The following is a 17,905-nucleotide window of genomic DNA, read 5'->3' as shown; positions in this document are numbered from 1 at the left end:
ATGAGGATGCAGGTGGCGTTGATGAACCGGCGGTCACGCGTCGCTGAGGGAGCTGAACTGGATACCAGCCAGCCGCCAGCCTTCCGGCAATGCGACCCAGGTCTGACTGACGCGGACAGTCAACGTCATCTCCTGCTCGCGCCAGATCGAGTGCGCTTGCCGAATTGATCGACGAGCTTTATGTGGATGAGGCCATCGCCCAGATCGCCGAACCCGGTGCCTTCCCCTGAGCGTCCGCTGTTCCCTCTACCACCACACCTTCTGAGCCGGGGCGGCTCAGCGGTTGAGCGACCGGGCCATCTCGGGCCGGCGGCCGTGGGATCCGGTGTGTTCCGCGGTCGGCGTGAGATCGCCGAGTGGATCTGTGCCGTCGAGCAGGCCGGTCACTCGGTCGGCGGACACCGGCCGGGCGAAGTGGAAGCCCTGCGCCTTCGGACAGCCCAGTCGGCGCAGGATCTGCGCTTGTTCGGCGGACTCGACGCCTTCGGCCACGGTGCTTAACTCCAGGGCGTTACCCAGATCGATCGCCGCGCGGGTGATCGCTGTCTGCCGGGCCGTCGGGTCGGCCGATAACGTCAGCGAGCGGTCGAGTTTCAACACGTCGATCGGTAGCTCCTGCAGGTAGGACAGCGATGAGTAGCCGGTGCCGAAGTCGTCGATGGCGATGCGGATTCCGTGGGACCGCAATTGGTGGAGTGTGCCGATGACCGCTTCGGGGATCTCTCCGGTCGTACCGATCAGCATGCTTTCGGTGATCTCCAAGGTGAGAGCTGAACCTGGCAGGCCGTGGTCACGCAGCGCTGTGAGGACCTCGTCGTGGAATCCGGGCTCGGTCAGCTGGCGTGCGGCGACGTTCACGGTGACCCCGACGCCGAACCGGGCATGCCATGGCCGGACCTGCGCGCAGGCGGTGCGCAACGCCCAGCGGCCCACGTCGATGATGAGGCCGCTCTGCTCGGCGATGGGAATGAACTCGACCGGTGAGACCGGCTCGCCATCGGGCGCGGTGAATCGCATGAGTGCTTCGAGCGCGGTGATCCGGCCGGTCTCCAGGTCAACGATCGGCTGATAGTGCAGACTCAGCCCATTCCCGGTCAGGGCCAGGGTCAGTCCGTGGTTGATTGCGGTACGCCGTAGCCATCCGTCACGCAGGCCGGGATGGAAGCGGACCGCGGCGCCGCCGTTCTGCTCTTTCGCCGCGTACAGGGCCAGATCGACGTCGCGCATCACCTCAGCCGGTAGTGAGTCCTCGAGGTCGACGAAACCGAGGTGACCGGGCGCGACGATCTGGAGATCGTCGACGTGGTGCGCCCGGCTGAGGGCGGCGCTGATCCGCGCGGCGAATTCGTCGGCCGCGGTGCCACGCGCCTCGTCGAGGACGGCGAACTCGTCGCCGCCCAGCCGGGCGATGACCGCGCCGGGGGCCAGCTCATTGAGGCGTCGGGCGGTGCCCGCCAGTACGGCGTCGCCGATCGGATGCCCGTGGCGGTCGTTGATCTCCTTGAATCCGGCGAGGTCGATGAGGTGCAGGGTGCCGCGGCGCCCGGCTGCGGCGAGCGCGTCGGTCAGCATCCGGCGGTTTGCGAGTCCGGTCAGGGGATCGTGCAGAGCCTGGTGGGTCAGTTCGTTGCGAATTTCATGTTCGGCTTGCAACGCCCGGCGCATCTCCGCGGTGCGGTGCTGGGCCACGCCGGTGAGCATTCCGAGGCGCACGATCAGCAGCGTCGCCACCGCGATCATGAGCATCATGGGCAGCAGCGACCCGGTGATGGAGATCGAGGCCAGGGTGCCGCTGAGCAGAGCGTCGAGCAGGGTCGTCGCCGGGTAGACGAGGATCAGCCCGAGGAAGGTGGCGAGCCGGAGCCGGGAGACCGTAGCGGTGTCATTGCTGTCGTTTTCGACGCGGGGCACCTGATCGCGGTGCGGGTACAGACCGGCTGCGCCGATGAGGACGCTGCCGATGATCCAGCCGGCGTTCTCCCACGCGTCGACGGGGCCGCTGGGGGCGAGCAGGCTGACGCCGTACACCAGATCAGCGGTGAGTTGTACCAGCATGCCGGCGGACATGAGGGCGATGCTGCCAGTCAGGCGGCCCCCGAGCAGGATGCGGACCAGCACCGCCATCCGCAACACTTCCAGGCCCTCGTAGGTCAGGAAGATCGCGATACCCCACGAGGTGAGGTCGCCGGAAGCGACGTAGGGCTCGGCGATCAGATTCCACGTTCCGAAGGCCAGACCCAGCACGACCGCCGTGCTGTCGATCGCACCGGTCCGGGAACCTGTCCGAGGTCGCGGCCCCACGGTCAGGGCGGCGATGAAGAGCACGAGCGCTGCCAGATAGAGCACGTCGTTGAAGTCGCCGAACGGGATCAGCCCTCGAGAGCCGTCGAACCGGATGCGCCAGGCACCTTGTGCAGCGGCGTACATCAGCTGGCCTGCGGCGAGAAGCCACCAGAACTGCGGCCGAGACGGCCGATACCGCAGAACACCGTAGACGACGGCAAGGCCGGCCGAGGCCTGCACCACGGTGGCACCCACGGTTGCCCACAGCTGACCGCTTGCGGCGAAACCGGCTGCCGCAGCCACACCGAGGAGCAGGTAAATCGCCCATGGTGCGCGGAGCCTACGCAGCAGATGCCAGGTCACGAGCCCTCCAACCGACAGTCGAACGGTCAGTAGATCTCAGCAAGGGTGAGTGACGGGATGCCATCGGGATGCAGCACGGTTGCATCACACAATTGATCCAGGGACAGGTTCGGTACGCCGGCCGGACGTGCGGTCGCTCACCCGTACACGGTCTGGTGCGCCAGGTCGGCAAGCACTGCGTGTAGGTCACCGGTTCGTTCGTACTGTCGGCGTTGACGGTTCGCGCCGGTGCCGTTCCTGCGTAGCCTGGCCAACCGTGCCTCGACCAGTGGTAGGTCGCCGTTGCGGGACAGCGCCGCGGTGACCGTGGCCACGAGTTCGTCTACCAGTTCCCAGGCCGGTCGGGCCTGGCCGCGGCGCGGGTCGAGCAGGGTGCCGTCGATGCCCTGGTGCGCGGCGTTCCAGTGGGCGGCCCGCAGCACGCCGTCAGGGATCGGCGGCGCGGCCCGCCCGCCGGCGACGTCGTCGATGGCGGTGGCGACGAGTGCCCGGACCAAGCCGGTCAACAGGACCGTGTCGTCGACGGTCGGGCAAACATCGGCGACCCGCACCTCGACGGTGGGATAAGTGGCTGACGGCCGGGCGTGCCAGAGGATCAGGCTGTCGTCGAGCATGACGCCCGAGGCGACCAGAACTTCGACGGTACGGTCGAAGTGCTCGGCGGAGGCGAACCAGGGTGTCGGTCCGAGGGCCGGCCACCGGTCCAGTTGCATCGCCCGCCAGCTGGCGTGGCCGGTGTCGCGGCCGGCGTGGAACGGCGAGTTCACCGTCAGGGCCTGCACCATCGGCAGCCACGGGCGCAGGTGGTTGCACACCTGCACGGCCAGTTCCCGGTCGGGTACGCCGACGTGGACGTGGCATCCGCAGACCGCCGGATCGTCGACGATCGGACCGTAATGGTCGAGGATGGCCCGGAAGCGGGGGTTGTCGGTGATGGTCCGGCACGGTTCGGCGATCGGCGTGGCGCCCACCGCGACCAAGCGGGCCCCGTTCGTGTCCGCCGCATGGGCGGCGGCTCTGCGGAGCTGCCGCAACTGTTGCCCGACCTCGTCAAGGCTGGCGCAGACGGGGGTGACCATCTCGATCATGCTGTGCCGGAACTCCTGCCGGCTCTGCTCCCAGGCCTCGGCGGGTAGCGCCTTGCGCACCGCCTCCGCAGCCGGGACGTTCGCCATGCTGTCCGGATCGAGGAGCAGGAACTCCTCTTCTACACCCACAGTGAGTCGTGACGGGTCGAGTGATCGGGCAGCGGAGATCGCGATTCCCGGATGTGAGGTCATGGCCGACACTCAACCGCCGTTGCGGCTGGCGGTGAGCACCACGAGGGCGATGCGTTCGGCGTACGCGTACGCCGGGCCGTCCAGTTCCTCGCTGTAGACGTCCGGGTCAACCTCCCGGTACGACCAATCCAGGCCGGCGCCGCCGAGCCGATGCGCGGCGGCGTCCCGGAACGGATCGCGGCCGTCGATGATGCCGGTGCCGCTGAACAGCACGAGCGTGCCACCGGCATCGAGTCGTTGCGCGGCCGCGTCCACGACCGCGAGGGGTAGTTCGTGCCCGTGCGGGCCGCCGTCGCGGTAGGTCCGGCCACCCGGATCGATCATGAACGGCGGATTGGAGATGATCAGGTCGAAGGCGCCGTCGACATCGTTGAGCAGGTCACTGTGGCACGGCCGTACGTTCGAGGTGTCGGCCAGGACGGCGTTGAGCCGGGCGAACCGCAGGGCGGCGGGATTGATGTCGGCGGCGAGGACCTCAGCGTCCGGTGCCAGCTTCGCGATGGTGATGGCACCCGCAGCGGTGCCGCAGCCGATGTCCACTGCCCGGCGCAGCGGAAGGGTGCGGCCCTCGACGGCGGCTGAGGCAGCGTCCGCCATCCGCTGGGTGTCCGGCCCGAAGAACACCGAGTCGGGCGCCGTCGTCGGAAAGGCTGAGTGTACGAAGATCTCGCCGTCGTACGAGGAGAACCGGACCAGGCTGCGGCAGAGCTCGCCCGACCTGTGCATGACACCGGCGGCGTCCATCAACTCCACGAGCCGGGCCGGCAGCACTCCGGGGCCGAACGGACGACTCCAGCCGAAGACCCCACGCAGGTCGGTTGCCTGTGTGCAGGCGGGCCGCCGGTTCACCCGTTCGTGGGTGGCCGGGGTGATCGTCGTGAAGTGATAGCCGGCGGCCCGCAGAGCTTCGCCGAGCTCCATCAGCGCGGCGTCGGAAGTTCCCAGGTCGTGGGGTGGAGCGGGTGCTTTCGTGGCAGTGATCCTCATCCGGCCGGGTTGCCCATCCGTCGACGCCTCAACCGCACTCGGCCGGTTCCCCTCGACACCAAAGCCGAACTCGGAGCGTTACCGAGGCTGATTGGATCAGTGACGATGGAGTACTCGGGCGCGATGCCGACCGAACGACCACAGCACCCCGCCCCGATCGAGACCGACGAGGTCACGGTGGTGATTGCCACCCGTGATCGGTGGGACCGGCTGGCTGAGACGGTCCCGCACCATCGGGCGCCGGTGATCCTGGTCGACAACGCCTCCGGGAACATCGGCGATGTTCCTGGCGTCGATCTGGTGCGGCTGGAGAGGAATCAAGGGGCGGCCGCCCGCAATGTGGGTGTGCGGCGAGCCCGGACGCCATACATCGCGTTCGCCGACGACGATTCGTACTGGACCCCGGGATCACTGGCCGCGGCGGCGGCGCTGATGCGGGGCGCATCCACGGGCCGGCCTGCTCGCCGCCCGGGTCCTGGTGGGCGCCGATCAACGTCTCGACCCGGTCTCGGCAGCCATGGCGGCGGCCCCGTTAGGAATACCGTCCGGTGCGGCCGGTCCTGCGATTCTCGGTTTCATGGCCTGCGCGGTAGTGGTGCGCCGCGATGCTTTCCTCACGGCCGGCGGATTCCAGCCCAGGCTTTTCGTGTACGGCGAGGAAGCGCTGCTCGCGATGGATCTGGCCGCCGCCGGCCACGAGCTGTCGTACGTACCGCACCTCGGGGTGCGTCACCTCCCGCACCCGGCCGGCCGCGACGTGAGCGCCCGGCTGCGCCGCGAGGTCCGCAACCGAGTCCTGACCGCCGCCCTGCGCCGGCCACCGGCGGTGGCTCTCCGGACCGTGGTGGCGGCGCTCAGGGAGTGCCCGCGCGGAGCGGCCGAAGCAGTGCCTGATCTGCCATGGGCTCCGGATCACGGGCGCCGCCTGCCTGTGGCGGTCGAATCCGGGCTGACCCGGCTCGCCGTGGTCTCGTCATCGTCGGCGGCATAGTCGCCCGCGACGCGGGTGCGGTGCTGTTCACCTCGTCCGTCGCCTCGATGATGCCGGGCACCTACTAGGCCGTCTACAACGCGTCGAAGTCGTTCGTCCAGTGTGATGAGAGCCTTGACCGGCGCCCCGCTCGAGTTCAACCCGGTTCTCAACGCACCGGCCGACCTGTACCCGACCGGGCTCATCCACCGGTCTCGAACCATCGCCTACCGACTCAGCCAACGCACAAGACAGCGGGCGCGACCGATTAACTACTCGATCGCGCCCGCGGATGCTTCAGGTTGATCAGTGCGTGCGCGAGTCGTGCGTACGCGGGTCGTTGTCGCTGCTGCGGCTGCCGGCCTTGGCCAGGCCCCGGCTGATCATGTAACCGATGGTCAGCAGGGTGATGTACCACCACGCCTTGTCGGCGGCGAAGTAGTCAGCACCGTTGTTGGCGGAACCGTCGCCGACGGTGTACGAGGCGATTAACACGCCGATGACCGCAAGCACGTAGACGATCAGCTCAGTGGTCTTGAAGGAAGGCTTGGTCTCCTCGCCCCGAAAACGGGCCGTCTTCACGGTGCTGTTCTCATGGTGGGTCTGAGTGCTCGTAGCCATCGTTCTCTCCCGGGGGGTCTGTAGAACGCCGCCTGACGACGGCAAACAGGAGTTACCCGGCCAACTGGGCGCCAATCAGCGTTTATACAGCCCGTGTCCAGACTGTTACCAGAAGAGGAGATCGACAGGGATGTAAGCGGTGAATCGTATCTGCGGCCAGATGTGGCTAATGGGCGTGCTCACATACATTGCTGGTCTTCAACACTTCGGGCGGCTTTCACCCGGCTCGGCGTCTCACGGTGCGCGAGCCCTTACCTCACGCCTCAGCCAAAACCTCTCGGGCTGCGGCGATCACCTCGGCTGGCTGCACCGCGAACAGTGCGGGATGAACCCCGGGACCGGGAGCGTCACCCGGTTCACTACGGGTCCGTGCCAGATCGCGCGCTGCTGCGACCGCTCCGCCGGCGGTCCCCACCGTACCGGTGACATCGGTCCGAACAGGACTACCGACGGCGTGGCGTACGCGGTAGCCAGGTGGGCGATTCCGGTATCGCCACTGATCAGCAGCCGGGCGCCGGCGACCAGGGCGCGAGCTCGGTCAGTCCCGTGGAGAGCACCGCGCCGGCGGGCAGTCCGGCCATGACAGCCACTCGTACCGCGTTCGCACGCTCGGCGGCGGAGCCGGTGATCACAACGCGGTGGCCGGTCGAACAAAGGTGGCGGGCCACAGCGGCGTAGCGGTCCGCGAGCCAGCGCCGCGACGGTGACTTCGCAAAGCGCACTCCCCCGGTCCGCAGTTCGGCTACGACCAGCTCAAACAGCAACTACGCCTACCGACCGACCCACCGCCGTACGCGACGCGATCCACGCCTGCCGCAACGGCGGATCCGTTTTCGTCCTCGGTGTCTACTCCGGTTTCGTCGACAAGTTTCCGCTCGGCGCGCTGATGAACAAGGGCCTGACCGTCCGCGGCGCCCAGATGCACGGTCAGCGGTACATCCCGATGCTGCTGGAACGCATGGCCCGCGGCGAACTCACCACCGAACACCTGGCCACCCACGTCATGCCCCTCGACCAGGGGCCGGAAGGCTACCGCATCTTCAAGGAGAAGGAAGACGGCTGTGTGCGGGCGGTTTTCGTGCCGTGAAGACCGCAGAAGCCGTCGGTGTTCCCGGGTTACCGCTGACTGGTCGGTGACAGGCTGATGGTCTCGCCGCGCCCCAGCGCCTGGACGCCGGTGAGTGATCGGTTGCGGCATTCGGCGAGGAAGTCACTCAGCGGTGACTTCATGACCTTGTAGTCGTCGTAGTGGATCGGCAGGGTCAGCCGGGGCCGGATCAGTCCGGTCAGCTCGGCGCCCTGCCGGCCGTCCATCGTCAGCAGCAGACCGAGCAGCCGGGTGCCGCCGAGGTGGATGAGCATCGCGTCGATCTCGCCGCAACGCTGACTGATCTCTGAGAGGAACGGCCGGTACAGCGTGTCGCCGGTGATGTAGAGCCGCAGCCGGTGCTCGCCGTCGACCTCCCATTCGATCAGCGAGCCCATCACGTCGGGCAGCAACCGGTCGACGAAACCCGGGCCGTGCCGGCCGGGCAGAGCGGTGACACGCAGGAGTTGCCCGTCGCGCTGCCATTCCTGCGCGTCCCAGGTGGGCAGCCCGGTGACGGCGAAGTCGCGCCGGCGCAGGCGGCGCTGCGCCTGGACGGTGGTGACGATCGGCAGGGTCGGTGGCAGCGCCCGCCGGGCGGCGCGGTCGAAGTGGTCGCCGTGCAGATGCGAGAGCAGAACCAGGTCCAGGAACGGCAGGTCAGCGTACGTCATGGCGGGATCACGCAGCCGCCGTGTCCATGCGCCGTAACCGAGATGGACGCGGCTGCCGGCCGGGCCGAACGCCGGGTCGGTAAGCAGAGTGAAAGCGCCGAGCCGGAGCAGGGTGGTCGCGTTGCCGATGAAGGTCGCGCTGGCGTCCGGTGTCATGTGGCCCGGGCTACCCGCCGGTCTGATGGCAAAACGCTTTTGCGCGCATTGGGTGTTTGCTCGGTGACAGGCCGGGTAGCTCGGGACCGCTCAGGCCGAAAGCTGCCCGTTCTTGGAGGAATCTCAGATGGATGCCAGCAAGCCCGTCAAGGCGGCCAAGAAAGCCGTGAAGGCGGCGGCCGACTCGGTCACCGACGCCCTCACCGCCCAGGTCCCCGGTTCCCCGGGCAGCGCACCGGCAACGTTCGAGGAGCCGACCACGCCGCGTGAGCCGCTGCCGCCGAAGAAGGAACAGGGCACCCCGGACACCCGCACCCCCACCGGTGCGGAGACCGGCCTGCCGCCGACCGCGAACAGTCAGCAGGGTGCCTACCTCACCACCGCTCACGGTGTGCGTCTACGCGACACCGACCACTCCCTGAAGGCAGGACGGCGTGGTCCGCTGCTGATGCAGGACCACCACTTCCGCGAGAAGATCACCCACTTCGACCACGAGCGCATCCCGGAGCGTGTGGTACATGCTCGGGGCACCGGCGCGCACGGGACGTTCACCGCGTACGGCACCGCCGAGGCGATCACCCGGGCCGGGTTCCTGAAGAAGGGCACGGAGACCGAGGTCTTCGTCCGGTTCTCCACGGTTCTGGGTTCGCGCGGCTCGGCGGACACCGTCCGCGACACCCGCGGTTTCGCGGTGAAGTTCTACACCGACGAGGGCAACTTCGACCTGGTCGGCAACAACATGCCGGTCTTCTTCATCCAGGACGCGATCAAGTTCCCGGACATCATCCACGCGGCCAAACCGCACCCGGACCGGGAGATCCCGCAGGCGCAGAGCGCGCACGACACGTTCTGGGACTTCGTCTCGCTGCACACCGAGGCACAGCACCACACCATGTGGAACATGTCGGACCGGGGCATTCCGCGCTCGTACCGGACCATGCAGGGCTTCGGCGTCCACACGTTCCGGCTGGTGAACGCGAACGGTGAGACCGTGCTGGTGAAGTTCCACTGGAAGCCGAAACTGGGCGTGCACTCGCTGACCTGGGAGGAAGCGCAACTGCTGAACGGCGTCGACCCGGACTTCCACCGCCGCGACCTGTACGACGCGATCGAGGCCGGTGCGTTCCCCGAGTACGAGCTCGGCGTCCAGGTCTTCCCGGACACCCCTGAGGAGACCTTCGCGGGCATCGACCTGCTCGACCCGACGAAGATCGTGCCGGAAGAACTCGCCCCGGTCCAACCGATCGGCAAGCTGATCCTGAACCGGACGCCTACCAACTTCTTCGCCGAGACCGAACAGGTCGCCTTCCACCTCGGCAACATGCCGCCGGGCATCGACGTCACCAACGACCCGCTGCTGCAGGGCCGGCTGTTCTCGTACCTCGACACCCAGCTCACCCGGCTGGCCGGGCCGAACTTCCCGCAGATCCCGATCAACCGGCCGCACGCGCCGGTCAACGACATGCTGCGCGACGGCTTCCACCAGCACGCCGTGCACGGCGGAGTGGCACCGTACCGGCCGAACTCACTCGACGGCGGCAACCCGTTCACCGCCGAGGACGGTTTCGTCGACGTGCCGGTGATCGTGGCGGAGGCGCCGAAGATCCGGCAGAACCCGGCGTCGTTCGACGACCACTACAGCCAGGTACGGCTGTTCTGGCTGAGCATGTCGCCGGTCGAGCAGGAACACATCATCAACGCGTACACGTTCGAGCTGGCCAAGTGTTACGAGCAGGCGATCAAGGAGCGGCAACTGCAGTCGCTGGCGAACATCGACCCGGTGCTGTGCCAGCAGGTCGCGGCCGGCCTGGGCCTGCCCGCCCCGGAGCCGACCGTGCCGCTCGCCGACGTAATGCCCAGCCCGACACTGTCCCAGATCGGCCAGACCTGGCCGACGGACGGCCGGACCATCGGCATCGTCGTCGACCCTGACGGTGACCTCGACGAGGTGAACACGGTCCGGAACGCGGTGTTCGCCGCCGGCATGACGGCGCTGCTGATCGCCCCGCACGGCGGGATGGTCGGCGGCACCCCGGTCCAGCGGACGTTCGCCACCGCCCGCTCGGTGGAGTACGACGCGATCCTGCTCGCCGGCGCGCCGATCCCGGCCCCGGACGCGCGCCCGGGCCGTGACGCCAAGGCCGGTGCTGCCGGCTCGGCCGTCACCGTGGACCCGCGGGTCCTGCTGCTGGTCGACGAGTGCTGGCGGCACGCCAAGACGATCGGCGCGTGGGGCGACGGCGTCACCGTGTTGCAAGAAACCGGCATCGCTGACACACCGGGCGTGGTCACCGCGACCTCCGGTGAGGCCGTCTTCGCCGAGGTTCAGCAGTTGCTGGGCGCGCACCGGGTGTGGGAGCGGTTCCCGGCCCTGGTCGCCTGACGTTCGACGGGAAACACTGACGAGGCCCTGTGCCGCCACTGCGGCGGAACAGGGCCTCGCTCGTCGGCCCGCTCTCGGCAGGTCAGGTGCTGGTTGAGGACAGCACCCCGCCGTCGCAGGTCACCGTCATGGTGATCTGGGTTTTGCCGTGCTTGAAGGAAACCGTCGGCGCCGGTCCCGGCTCCTCGTCACCGCCGCTGATCTTGTACGGCTTGGTAGCCGTCCAGGACAAGATCTGCGCGGTCCCGGCGTCCGGGCAAATGGCCCGGACGGAGCCGGCGGCCGATGACAGTGTGCGTTCCACCGGCTGCGCCGCCGGGGCCGTCGTGGTGACCCCCGGCTCGGGGCTCGGCAACGCCCGGCTCGGCGCTGATCGGCGCCTTCGACGCGCCGGCTGGCGGCTCGGCAGCGGCTCCGCTCGCCGCAGATCCTGGACTTGCGACCGAGCTGGTCGTGGCGGGTGCGGGCGCCGATGCGGCTGCTTGCTGTTCCGAAGTGGGTTGCAGCCACACCGTCGCACCGGTAGCTACGAGCACCAGTGCGGCAGCCAGCGCGTACACCGCACCCATTCGCCTGGCGCCCACCCCCGCGCCTGGATCGGGAAGCGCGCCATCGTCAGGAAGAGCCGGCGGCTGGTGGCCGACGGCAGCGTCGTCCGGCGGTGGTGATGGCACTGCCACACCACGGCCATACCACCGACGCCGACCTGAGAGATCAGCCGGTAGCGCACGCCCGGCGCCGGTGACGTCACTCACGCCATTGGGCGTCCGGTCCCCGTTCACCACCGCGGGTCTGCCGTGGACGGTCGAACTTCGCATCCTCACGCACGGACGCAACCGTCTCCCGTGATAGGCGCGGACGGAAATGAATCACTCTCGCATGTTGTATAGGTCATAAGAAGTTCGGGGAGCGACGGTCCGCGGCCTGTATCCACCCGTGACACCGCATGCGCACCGGGTTGAACTAAGGACGCCGGCCGACGATTAAGAGTCCTGGCACTGGGGACTTCATTGATCGAACCCAGGCCAATGTAGGAGGCACCATGAGTGACCGAACCGTCGGCGCTTACTCGCCGGATCTTTCCGCGCCGGACTATTCCTCACCGGACGACTCGTCCAAGGCGAAGCAGGTCGCCGGGGAGAGCAAGCAGGCCGCGACCCAGGCCGCCGTGGACGTGAAGGACACCGCGAAGGAGCAGGCCCAGCGTGTCGGCGCGGAGGCCAAGACCCAGGCTCGCACCCTCGCCGCCGACGTCCGCGACAAGGTGACCGAGCAGGCCCGCACCCAGAACGACAACCTGGTCAGCAGCATCCGCCAGACCGCCGAGCACCTCGACGAGATGCGCGGCGACCGGCCGGACTCCCCGGCCGCGGCAGTGGTGTCGCGGGTCGCTGACGGCGGCCGCCAGCTCGCCGACTACCTCGACCGCAACGGTCCCGAGGGTGTGCTCCAGGAGGTGCAGGACTTCGCCCGGCGCCGCCCGGGAGCGTTCCTCGCCACCGCCCTCGCCGCCGGATTCGTCGTCGGGCGCCTCGGCAAGAGCGTCGCCAAGGCCGACCCGAACGCCGGCGCCAGCGCCAGCACCAGCACCACCCCGGACACCTTCGTCTCCGAGCCGCCGGCCTACCAGGCCCCGGTCGCTCCGGTCACCCCCGCCGTCCCGGTCGTGCCGGTCACCAACGGCGTGAACACCGGCACCGAGTACGCGGCCACCGGCACCGGCATCCCCGCCGTGACGAACGACCCGTACGGATACCAGAACCCGGAGCCGCGGCCGTGACGATCCCGCACTCGCACCGCACCGACGAGGAGGTCTCCGAGACCTCGATCGGTGAGCTGATCGGCAACATCAGCAACGACCTATCGCAGCTGTTCCGGCAAGAGGTCGACCTGGCCAAGGCCGAGATGAAGCAGGAAGCGACGAAGGCCGGCAAGGCTGCCGGGATGCTCGGCGTCGCCGGTTTCGCCGGCTACCTCGCCGTCGTGCTGCTCAGCTTCGCCGCCGTGTTCGGCCTCGCCAACGTCATGGACGCCGGCTGGGCCGCGCTCATCGTCGCCCTCCTCTGGGCAGCCATCGGCGGCGCCCTGTTCGTGGCCGGCCGCAACAAGCTCAAGACCGTCGACCCCGTCCCCCACCGCACCGTGGACACCCTCAAGGAGGATGCGCAATGGCTGAAGAACCCGACCAGCTGAGGCGGCAGATCGAGAACACCCGCGAGTCGCTGACCCGCGACGTCGATCTGCTGGCCGAGAAGACCAGCCCCAGCAAGGTCGCGCAGCGGCGCTGGAATTCAGTGAGGGAGAAGGTCATGGGAACCACCGACCACGCACGCCACGCGGCCGCCGACAGCACCTCGTCAGCGCTGAGCACCGTACAGGAAAAGGCATCGCATGCCGGTGACGTCGCCGGCGAGAAGGCCCACGACGCTGCCGAAGCCGTTCGCAGCGCGCCGCAGGCCGTCGCCACCCAGACGCAGGGTAACCCGCTCGCCGCCGGCGTCATCGCGTTCGGTGTCGGCATGCTCGCCGCCACCCTGATCCCGGTCACCGACGCCGAGCGCCGCGCCGGGCAGCAGCTCAAGGAGAACAGCGGAGACCTCACCGACAAGGTGAAGGACCTCGCCACCGAGGTGAAGAGCGACCTCACCGATCCGGTGCAGGACGCTGTCGCCTCGGTGAAGGAGACCGCTCAGGATGCCGCACAGACCACTAAGGGTCAGGCACAGTCCTCGGCGCACGACGTCAAGGACCAGACCCGGCAGGCCGCACAGCACGCCTCCTGAACGAGCTCTCATGTGCCGGCCTCCCTGCGGAGGCCGGCACAAGCTGCTTTACCGTCCTGCCCGCGCAGGAGCCATCGAAGATGCCTTAAATGCCATCGTGAACGACGGAAACCGGAGCCTCTCCCTCTTCGATCGGGGGAAAGGCGCCGATAGGTTCGTACTCATAGACAGCTGATCAGCCGATGGCGCGGCGGCGGTCCTCGTCAGGCAGGCCGGCCTCGATTCGCTCCTTGCGGACCTCACCGCCGACACGCTGCTGCTCGGTCACGGTCTCCTCTAAATCGTGATCACCGCCGCGGGACTATGCAGTGCTCCACCCGTGTAGGCGATGGACACGACCGCAGCGGCGTCGCCCCGGAGATCGCTTCCCGGCGAAGAGTGTCCGTGCTCGGCCGCCTTGGCCGTCGCGTCTCCCGCACCGGCTCGTAGCCGCCAGCCGAGATCGTTGTACCGCGGCGCCCAAGCAAACATGCTGGTCCTAGCCCGCGAACAGCCATTGGTTCGGGCCGCCGAGGCGTAGCCGTAGGAGCGACGGCCCTATGGGGCGGACACACCGGAGCTTCCGGCGCCGCGGCCGTCGGATATCCGCCGCGGGCGGCGGGCCGAGTACTGGCACGGTTTCGCCTGTTTACGCGGTGGGCACAGCAGCGGCATGGTAGCGAGGAGGTGCGCACTGTGACGATGAACGAGTCCCCCCGACCGACAGCCGCCGGCACGGCGTCGACGGCAGAGTTGGTGAGCCAGGCGGCCGCGCAGATCTCCACACTGGTCCGCGACGAGCTGACGCTCGCGAAGTTGGAACTGGCCGAGAAAGGCAAACGAGCCGGTGTCGGCGGCGGCCTGTTCGGCGGCGCCGCCGTGCTGGCGTGGTTCGGCCTCGGCCTGCTGCTGACCCTGGCCGTGGTCGCCCTGGACATGGTGTGGCCGTTGTGGCTGGCCGTCCTGGTCGTGATGGTCGTGGTCTTCGCAGCCGCGGGCGTGGCCGCTCTGCTGGGCAAGAAGCAGCTGTCCAAAGCGAACCCGGTAGTGCCCCAGGACGCGATCGCTGGTGTGGAAGCCGACATCCAGACCGTGAAAAGCGCAGCACATCGAGGACGGCAACCATGACTTCACCCACCAGCCCCACCGATCCGGCGCAACTGCGCGCCGAGATCCAGCAGACCCGTGCGGACCTCGGCGGCACCGTCGAAGCCCTCGCGGCCAAGACTGATGTCAAGACCCGGGCGAAGCAGGCGCTCAGCGACACCGCCGGCCAGGCTCGGCAGCGGGTCTCCGTAGCGACAGCAAAGACCGCACAGGCCGCCGTTACCACCAAGGAACGATTGACTGAGGCAAGCCGCCACCCCACGGTGCGCCGGGCGCTGCCACCGACGGCGATCACCGCAGCGGCAGCCGCTGTCCTGTGCACCGCGCTTGTGGTGGTCCAGCGTCGGCGCGCAGCAGCGCGCCGGGCCCGTTCCGGGCCGGCAGCCTGGCTCCGCCGTTACCGCTGAGCGGCAAAGCGGTCCCGAACACCGGACACGACAACTACACCTGACGGAGAGAAACGTTCGTATGGCAATCATGAAGTTGGCAGCCGGGCTCGCGGTGGGCTACGTCCTCGGTGCCAGGGCCGGCCGCGAGAAGTACGAGCAGATCGTCGCGACCGCCCGCAAGGTGAGCGCCCATCCCACCGCCGTCCAGGCGCAAGAGAAGGCGAAAGCCCTGCTCGGCACCGGCGCCGAGACGGTGACCGCCAAACTCGGCTCCGCGGGACGCGATGAGCCCGCCACGACGCCGACGGTGGTTTCGCCGAGCACATCGCGTCCCGCACGACGCAAGCCCGCACCGGCCCCGTCCACCACGCCAGCATCGAGCCAGCCGTCGCTGTAACCCGGCCTTCAAAGCCACAAGCGGACTCTTCGGGTGTCCAGCACCTCGCGCTGGACACCCGACGGTCCTCGGCCGGAGCAGGTGACACCGATCCTGGCGAATTGAGCACCGATCGGAGCTAGACCGACGACGGTTACCCTGATCTAGGTGTCAGAACAGCCGGCAGCAGACGCGGAGGACCACGTGAACGTCGATGTCCGCCGCACCGCTGCAGGCGTGGTGGACATCGCCGTAGCCGGCGTGATAGATCTGGCAACCGCGCCGGACCTCAAGCGCGTCCTGTTCGAGGCCCTCGACGATGCGGACACTCGGACGATCCTGGTCGACCTGGCGGAGGTCAGCTTCTGCGACTCCTCAGGAATCGCGACGCTGGATGAAGCCTATGGCGCCGCGGCTGAACGGGCGATGCGCTTACGCGTCACGAACGAGTCGCCGCGGGTCCGCCGCGTGCTCGAAATCGTCGGCATGCTGGAGACGCTGACACAACCATTGAAATAGCTTCGTGGTAGGCCGTTGCGGCATCTGCCCGAGCGCTCCGCCAGCCGTCCTGGAGCGGCGGTTCCATCTTTCAGGACCTGCTCGGGCGGCTCCGGCACCGTGGAGTCATCGTGGGAGCAAGTTCGCCATGCCGCCAGACCGCGGGTCGGGCATGCCGGTCTGACGGCGGGTAGGGTGAGGAGTACATTCCGCGATGACGAGCGGCGTGAAATACCCGGACCCCGTTGCCCACTACGCATCAACACCGCGCGGACTCAACTCATCTGGGAGAAGGCGTCGCCGTGGGGCAATCCGATTTCAGCGTGTCCGGGCTTTGCGCCCACACTCGTCGCGACGATGTCGACGGTCCCGGAGGCGAGCATGAGTGCAGCACGGTGGCTGACGTGGTCGTCGCTTGTCTGAGCAGGCTGCCCGGTGTTGACGGCGCCGCGGTGGCCTTGATGACCGGGCCTGATGCTCGTCAGACCGTTCACGCCAGCGACGGTGTCATCGCAGCCGTGGAGGATCTGCAGTTCTTGCAGGCCCAGGGGCCGGGCTGGGAAGCGTTCGCCGGGGGCGATCCGGTTCTGGTGGCCGATCTGCACCAGGCGCGACATCGGGACCGCTGGCCGGCGTACCTGCCAGCGGTCAGCGCTCTTGGCGTGTCCGCGATTTTCGCCTTCCCGGTGGGGGCGGGTCGTGTCCCGCTGGGCGTGCTCGACCTGTACCGCCGTACCTCGGGCGCGCTGACCGACGAGCAGGTGTCGATCGCCCGCGCGTGTGCCATCGCCGCCGGGTACGCGCTGCTCAACACCGATTCCCTGACCCATACCGCTGCCGCAGTCTCCGGTCATGGCTACCGCGACCATGTCCATCAGGCTGTCGGCATGGTGCTCGTGCAGCTCGACGTCGACAGCCAGGAAGCGTTGTTGCGGCTGCGCGCGCACTCGTACGCCGCGAGCCGGGGCCTTGACGACGTGTGCCATGACGTCGTCGACCGGCGGCTGAGATTCACCGCCAACTCGATGCCGGGCCTCTGATGCGGCCGGCAGCCGTACAACGCCATCGCAAGGGACAGGCATGACCGTCATCCCGCAACGGCTGGCGGCGGTCTTCGTCGAGGTCGCTGACACCATGGTCGACCGGTTCGACCTCACCGTCTACCTGCGCATGCTCGCCGACCGGGTCACCGCCCTCACCGCGGCGCAGGCCGCCGGAGTGCTGGTGGCTGACCGCGGCGGCTGCCTCGGGTTCGTCACCGGGTCGGGCGACTCCGCGCTGACCGAACTCCTGGATTTGCAGCAAAGCGAAGGCCCCTGCCTGGACGCGTACCGCACTGGTGAGCCGATCATCAACGCCGATCCGCGGGAAGCGGCACGCCGGTGGCCGCGCTTCACACCCCAGGCCGCTCGAGCAGGCTTCCGGTCGGTGCACGCGTTCCCGCTGCGGCAGCGCGATCAGGTCATCGGAGCGGTGAACGTGTTCAGTGCCGCCGAAGGCGAACGTTTCTCCGACGCGGACACCGCAGTCGTGCAGGCCCTCGCGGAAGTAGCCGCCGGCGGGCTCCTGCGGCGAAGCGCCATCCGCCGCGGCGAGGCACTGGCCGGCCAGCTACAGGATGCGCTGAACAGCAGGGTCGTCATCGAGCAGGCCAAGGGCGTCGTCGCGCAGGCAACCGGTGTCAGCGTCGAGGAGGCGTTCACCGCGATCCGCCACCGTTCCCGCCAGCACAATCACCGGCTGACCGACGTCGCTCGCCAGATCGTCACTGACGCCGGATCCCGTTCCCTGGGAACAACGAGTTCCGAGGCGTAAAAGCGCAGACGATTCCTAACTCGACACCTTTGAACCCCGCGCTGTGAGCGGCACCGTGCGCCCCCACGGCACCACGGTATGCCTGCAACTACCCCGTGACCGGCCACCCACCCCCACCTCAACCCCCGGTTCTACTCGGCACACCCGGGCGGGC

General features: G+C 68.4%; 20 protein-coding genes and 2 pseudogenes. 13 read left to right on the top strand and 9 right to left on the bottom strand.

The features are described from left to right. Window positions 1-276: 276 nt before the first annotated feature. The 3 genes from ACQP2E_RS04000 to ACQP2E_RS03990 form a co-directional block, all read right to left on the bottom strand. On the bottom strand, window positions 277-2,646 hold the full coding sequence (locus ACQP2E_RS04000) for a putative bifunctional diguanylate cyclase/phosphodiesterase (protein WP_433828522.1): 2,370 nt from the start codon (window positions 2,644-2,646) through the stop codon (window positions 277-279). 137 nt (window positions 2,647-2,783) lie between these two features. Next, a complete protein-coding gene (locus ACQP2E_RS03995) occupies window positions 2,784-3,926 on the bottom strand; it encodes a carboxylate-amine ligase (protein WP_433828521.1) in 1,143 nt (380 codons plus the stop codon). A gap of 9 nt (window positions 3,927-3,935) precedes the next feature. After that, window positions 3,936-4,913: a methyltransferase gene (locus tag ACQP2E_RS03990; protein WP_433828520.1), complete on the bottom strand. Its 978-nt coding sequence runs from the start codon at window positions 4,911-4,913 to the stop codon at window positions 3,936-3,938. 105 nt (window positions 4,914-5,018) lie between these two features. Here ACQP2E_RS03990 and ACQP2E_RS03985 point away from each other — a divergent pair. Together ACQP2E_RS03985 and ACQP2E_RS03980 are read left to right on the top strand one after the other, a co-directional pair. After that, a pseudogene (locus ACQP2E_RS03985) lies at window positions 5,019-5,291 on the top strand (glycosyltransferase family 2 protein); the annotation flags it as partial. A 199-nt stretch (window positions 5,292-5,490) separates the two neighbouring features. Next, entirely contained in the window at window positions 5,491-5,904 is a 414-nt protein-coding gene (locus ACQP2E_RS03980) for a glycosyltransferase family 2 protein (RefSeq protein ID WP_433834292.1), read from the top strand. 285 nt (window positions 5,905-6,189) lie between these two features. Here ACQP2E_RS03980 and ACQP2E_RS03975 read toward each other — a convergent pair whose 3' ends face one another. From ACQP2E_RS03975 to ACQP2E_RS03965, 3 genes are all read right to left on the bottom strand, one after another. Next, on the bottom strand, window positions 6,190-6,504 hold the full coding sequence (locus ACQP2E_RS03975) for a hypothetical protein (protein WP_433828519.1): 315 nt from the start codon (window positions 6,502-6,504) through the stop codon (window positions 6,190-6,192). Window positions 6,505-6,795: 291 nt separating this feature from the next. Next, the gene (locus ACQP2E_RS03970; protein WP_433833760.1) at window positions 6,796-6,978 is read right to left on the bottom strand and encodes a hypothetical protein; all 183 of its coding nucleotides are present in this window, start codon (window positions 6,976-6,978) and stop codon (window positions 6,796-6,798) included. A gap of 26 nt (window positions 6,979-7,004) precedes the next feature. Further along, window positions 7,005-7,172, bottom strand: a complete 168-nt coding sequence (locus ACQP2E_RS03965; protein WP_433833758.1) for a hypothetical protein — start codon at window positions 7,170-7,172, stop codon at window positions 7,005-7,007. Between the two features lie 110 nt (window positions 7,173-7,282). Between ACQP2E_RS03965 and ACQP2E_RS03960 the strand changes: the two are divergent. Then, window positions 7,283-7,591: pseudogene (locus ACQP2E_RS03960) on the top strand (glutathione-dependent formaldehyde dehydrogenase); the annotation flags it as partial. A 29-nt stretch (window positions 7,592-7,620) separates the two neighbouring features. Here ACQP2E_RS03960 and ACQP2E_RS03955 read toward each other — a convergent pair. After that, window positions 7,621-8,421 carry an MBL fold metallo-hydrolase gene (locus ACQP2E_RS03955; protein ID WP_433828518.1) on the bottom strand — a complete coding sequence of 267 codons (801 nt, stop codon included), beginning with the start codon at window positions 8,419-8,421 and terminating at the stop codon, window positions 7,621-7,623. Window positions 8,422-8,548: 127 nt separating this feature from the next. On the opposite strand from ACQP2E_RS03955, the gene ACQP2E_RS03950 reads away from it, so the two are divergent. Continuing rightward, window positions 8,549-10,804 carry a catalase gene (locus ACQP2E_RS03950; RefSeq protein ID WP_433828517.1) on the top strand — a complete coding sequence of 752 codons (2,256 nt, stop codon included), beginning with the start codon at window positions 8,549-8,551 and terminating at the stop codon, window positions 10,802-10,804. 82 nt (window positions 10,805-10,886) lie between these two features. Here the strand turns inward: ACQP2E_RS03950 and ACQP2E_RS03945 are convergent, their stop codons facing one another. After that, complete coding sequence (locus ACQP2E_RS03945) at window positions 10,887-11,108, bottom strand: hypothetical protein (RefSeq protein ID WP_433828516.1); 222 nt, start codon at window positions 11,106-11,108, stop codon at window positions 10,887-10,889. A gap of 222 nt (window positions 11,109-11,330) precedes the next feature. Further along, window positions 11,331-11,555 carry a hypothetical protein gene (locus tag ACQP2E_RS03940; RefSeq protein WP_433828515.1) on the bottom strand — a complete coding sequence of 75 codons (225 nt, stop codon included), beginning with the start codon at window positions 11,553-11,555 and terminating at the stop codon, window positions 11,331-11,333. 291 nt (window positions 11,556-11,846) lie between these two features. On the opposite strand from ACQP2E_RS03940, the gene ACQP2E_RS03935 reads away from it, so the two are divergent. From ACQP2E_RS03935 to ACQP2E_RS03895, 9 genes are all read left to right on the top strand, one after another. Then, window positions 11,847-12,584 (top strand): hypothetical protein, encoded by a 738-nt coding sequence (locus ACQP2E_RS03935; RefSeq protein WP_433828514.1) that lies wholly within the window; start codon window positions 11,847-11,849, stop codon window positions 12,582-12,584. Next, window positions 12,581-12,997, top strand: a complete 417-nt coding sequence (locus ACQP2E_RS03930; RefSeq protein WP_433828513.1) for a phage holin family protein — start codon at window positions 12,581-12,583, stop codon at window positions 12,995-12,997. The genes ACQP2E_RS03935 and ACQP2E_RS03930 overlap by 4 nt, the downstream gene beginning before the upstream one ends. After that, window positions 12,973-13,587 (top strand): DUF3618 domain-containing protein, encoded by a 615-nt coding sequence (locus tag ACQP2E_RS03925; RefSeq protein ID WP_433828512.1) that lies wholly within the window; start codon window positions 12,973-12,975, stop codon window positions 13,585-13,587. The genes ACQP2E_RS03930 and ACQP2E_RS03925 overlap by 25 nt, the downstream gene beginning before the upstream one ends. 681 nt (window positions 13,588-14,268) lie before the next feature. Continuing rightward, window positions 14,269-14,694: a phage holin family protein gene (locus ACQP2E_RS03920; protein ID WP_433833756.1), complete on the top strand. Its 426-nt coding sequence runs from the start codon at window positions 14,269-14,271 to the stop codon at window positions 14,692-14,694. Then, a complete protein-coding gene (locus tag ACQP2E_RS03915; protein WP_433828511.1) occupies window positions 14,691-15,080 on the top strand; it encodes a DUF3618 domain-containing protein in 390 nt (129 codons plus the stop codon). The genes ACQP2E_RS03920 and ACQP2E_RS03915 overlap by 4 nt, the downstream gene beginning before the upstream one ends. 70 nt (window positions 15,081-15,150) lie before the next feature. Then, window positions 15,151-15,459: a hypothetical protein gene (locus tag ACQP2E_RS03910; protein WP_433828510.1), complete on the top strand. Its 309-nt coding sequence runs from the start codon at window positions 15,151-15,153 to the stop codon at window positions 15,457-15,459. Between the two features lie 183 nt (window positions 15,460-15,642). Beyond that, a complete protein-coding gene (locus ACQP2E_RS03905; RefSeq protein ID WP_433828509.1) occupies window positions 15,643-15,957 on the top strand; it encodes an STAS domain-containing protein in 315 nt (104 codons plus the stop codon). Between the two features lie 281 nt (window positions 15,958-16,238). Then, window positions 16,239-16,976 (top strand): GAF and ANTAR domain-containing protein, encoded by a 738-nt coding sequence (locus ACQP2E_RS03900; protein ID WP_433833754.1) that lies wholly within the window; start codon window positions 16,239-16,241, stop codon window positions 16,974-16,976. A gap of 40 nt (window positions 16,977-17,016) precedes the next feature. Then, entirely contained in the window at window positions 17,017-17,751 is a 735-nt protein-coding gene (locus ACQP2E_RS03895) for a GAF and ANTAR domain-containing protein (protein ID WP_433828508.1), read from the top strand. The last annotated feature ends 154 nt before the right edge of the window (window positions 17,752-17,905 follow it).

The sequence above is a fragment of the Actinoplanes sp. CA-015351 genome, assembly GCF_050955685.1.
Lineage (GTDB): Bacteria > Actinomycetota > Actinomycetes > Mycobacteriales > Micromonosporaceae > Actinoplanes.
This window is presented reverse-complemented; position numbering and strand designations above follow the sequence as displayed.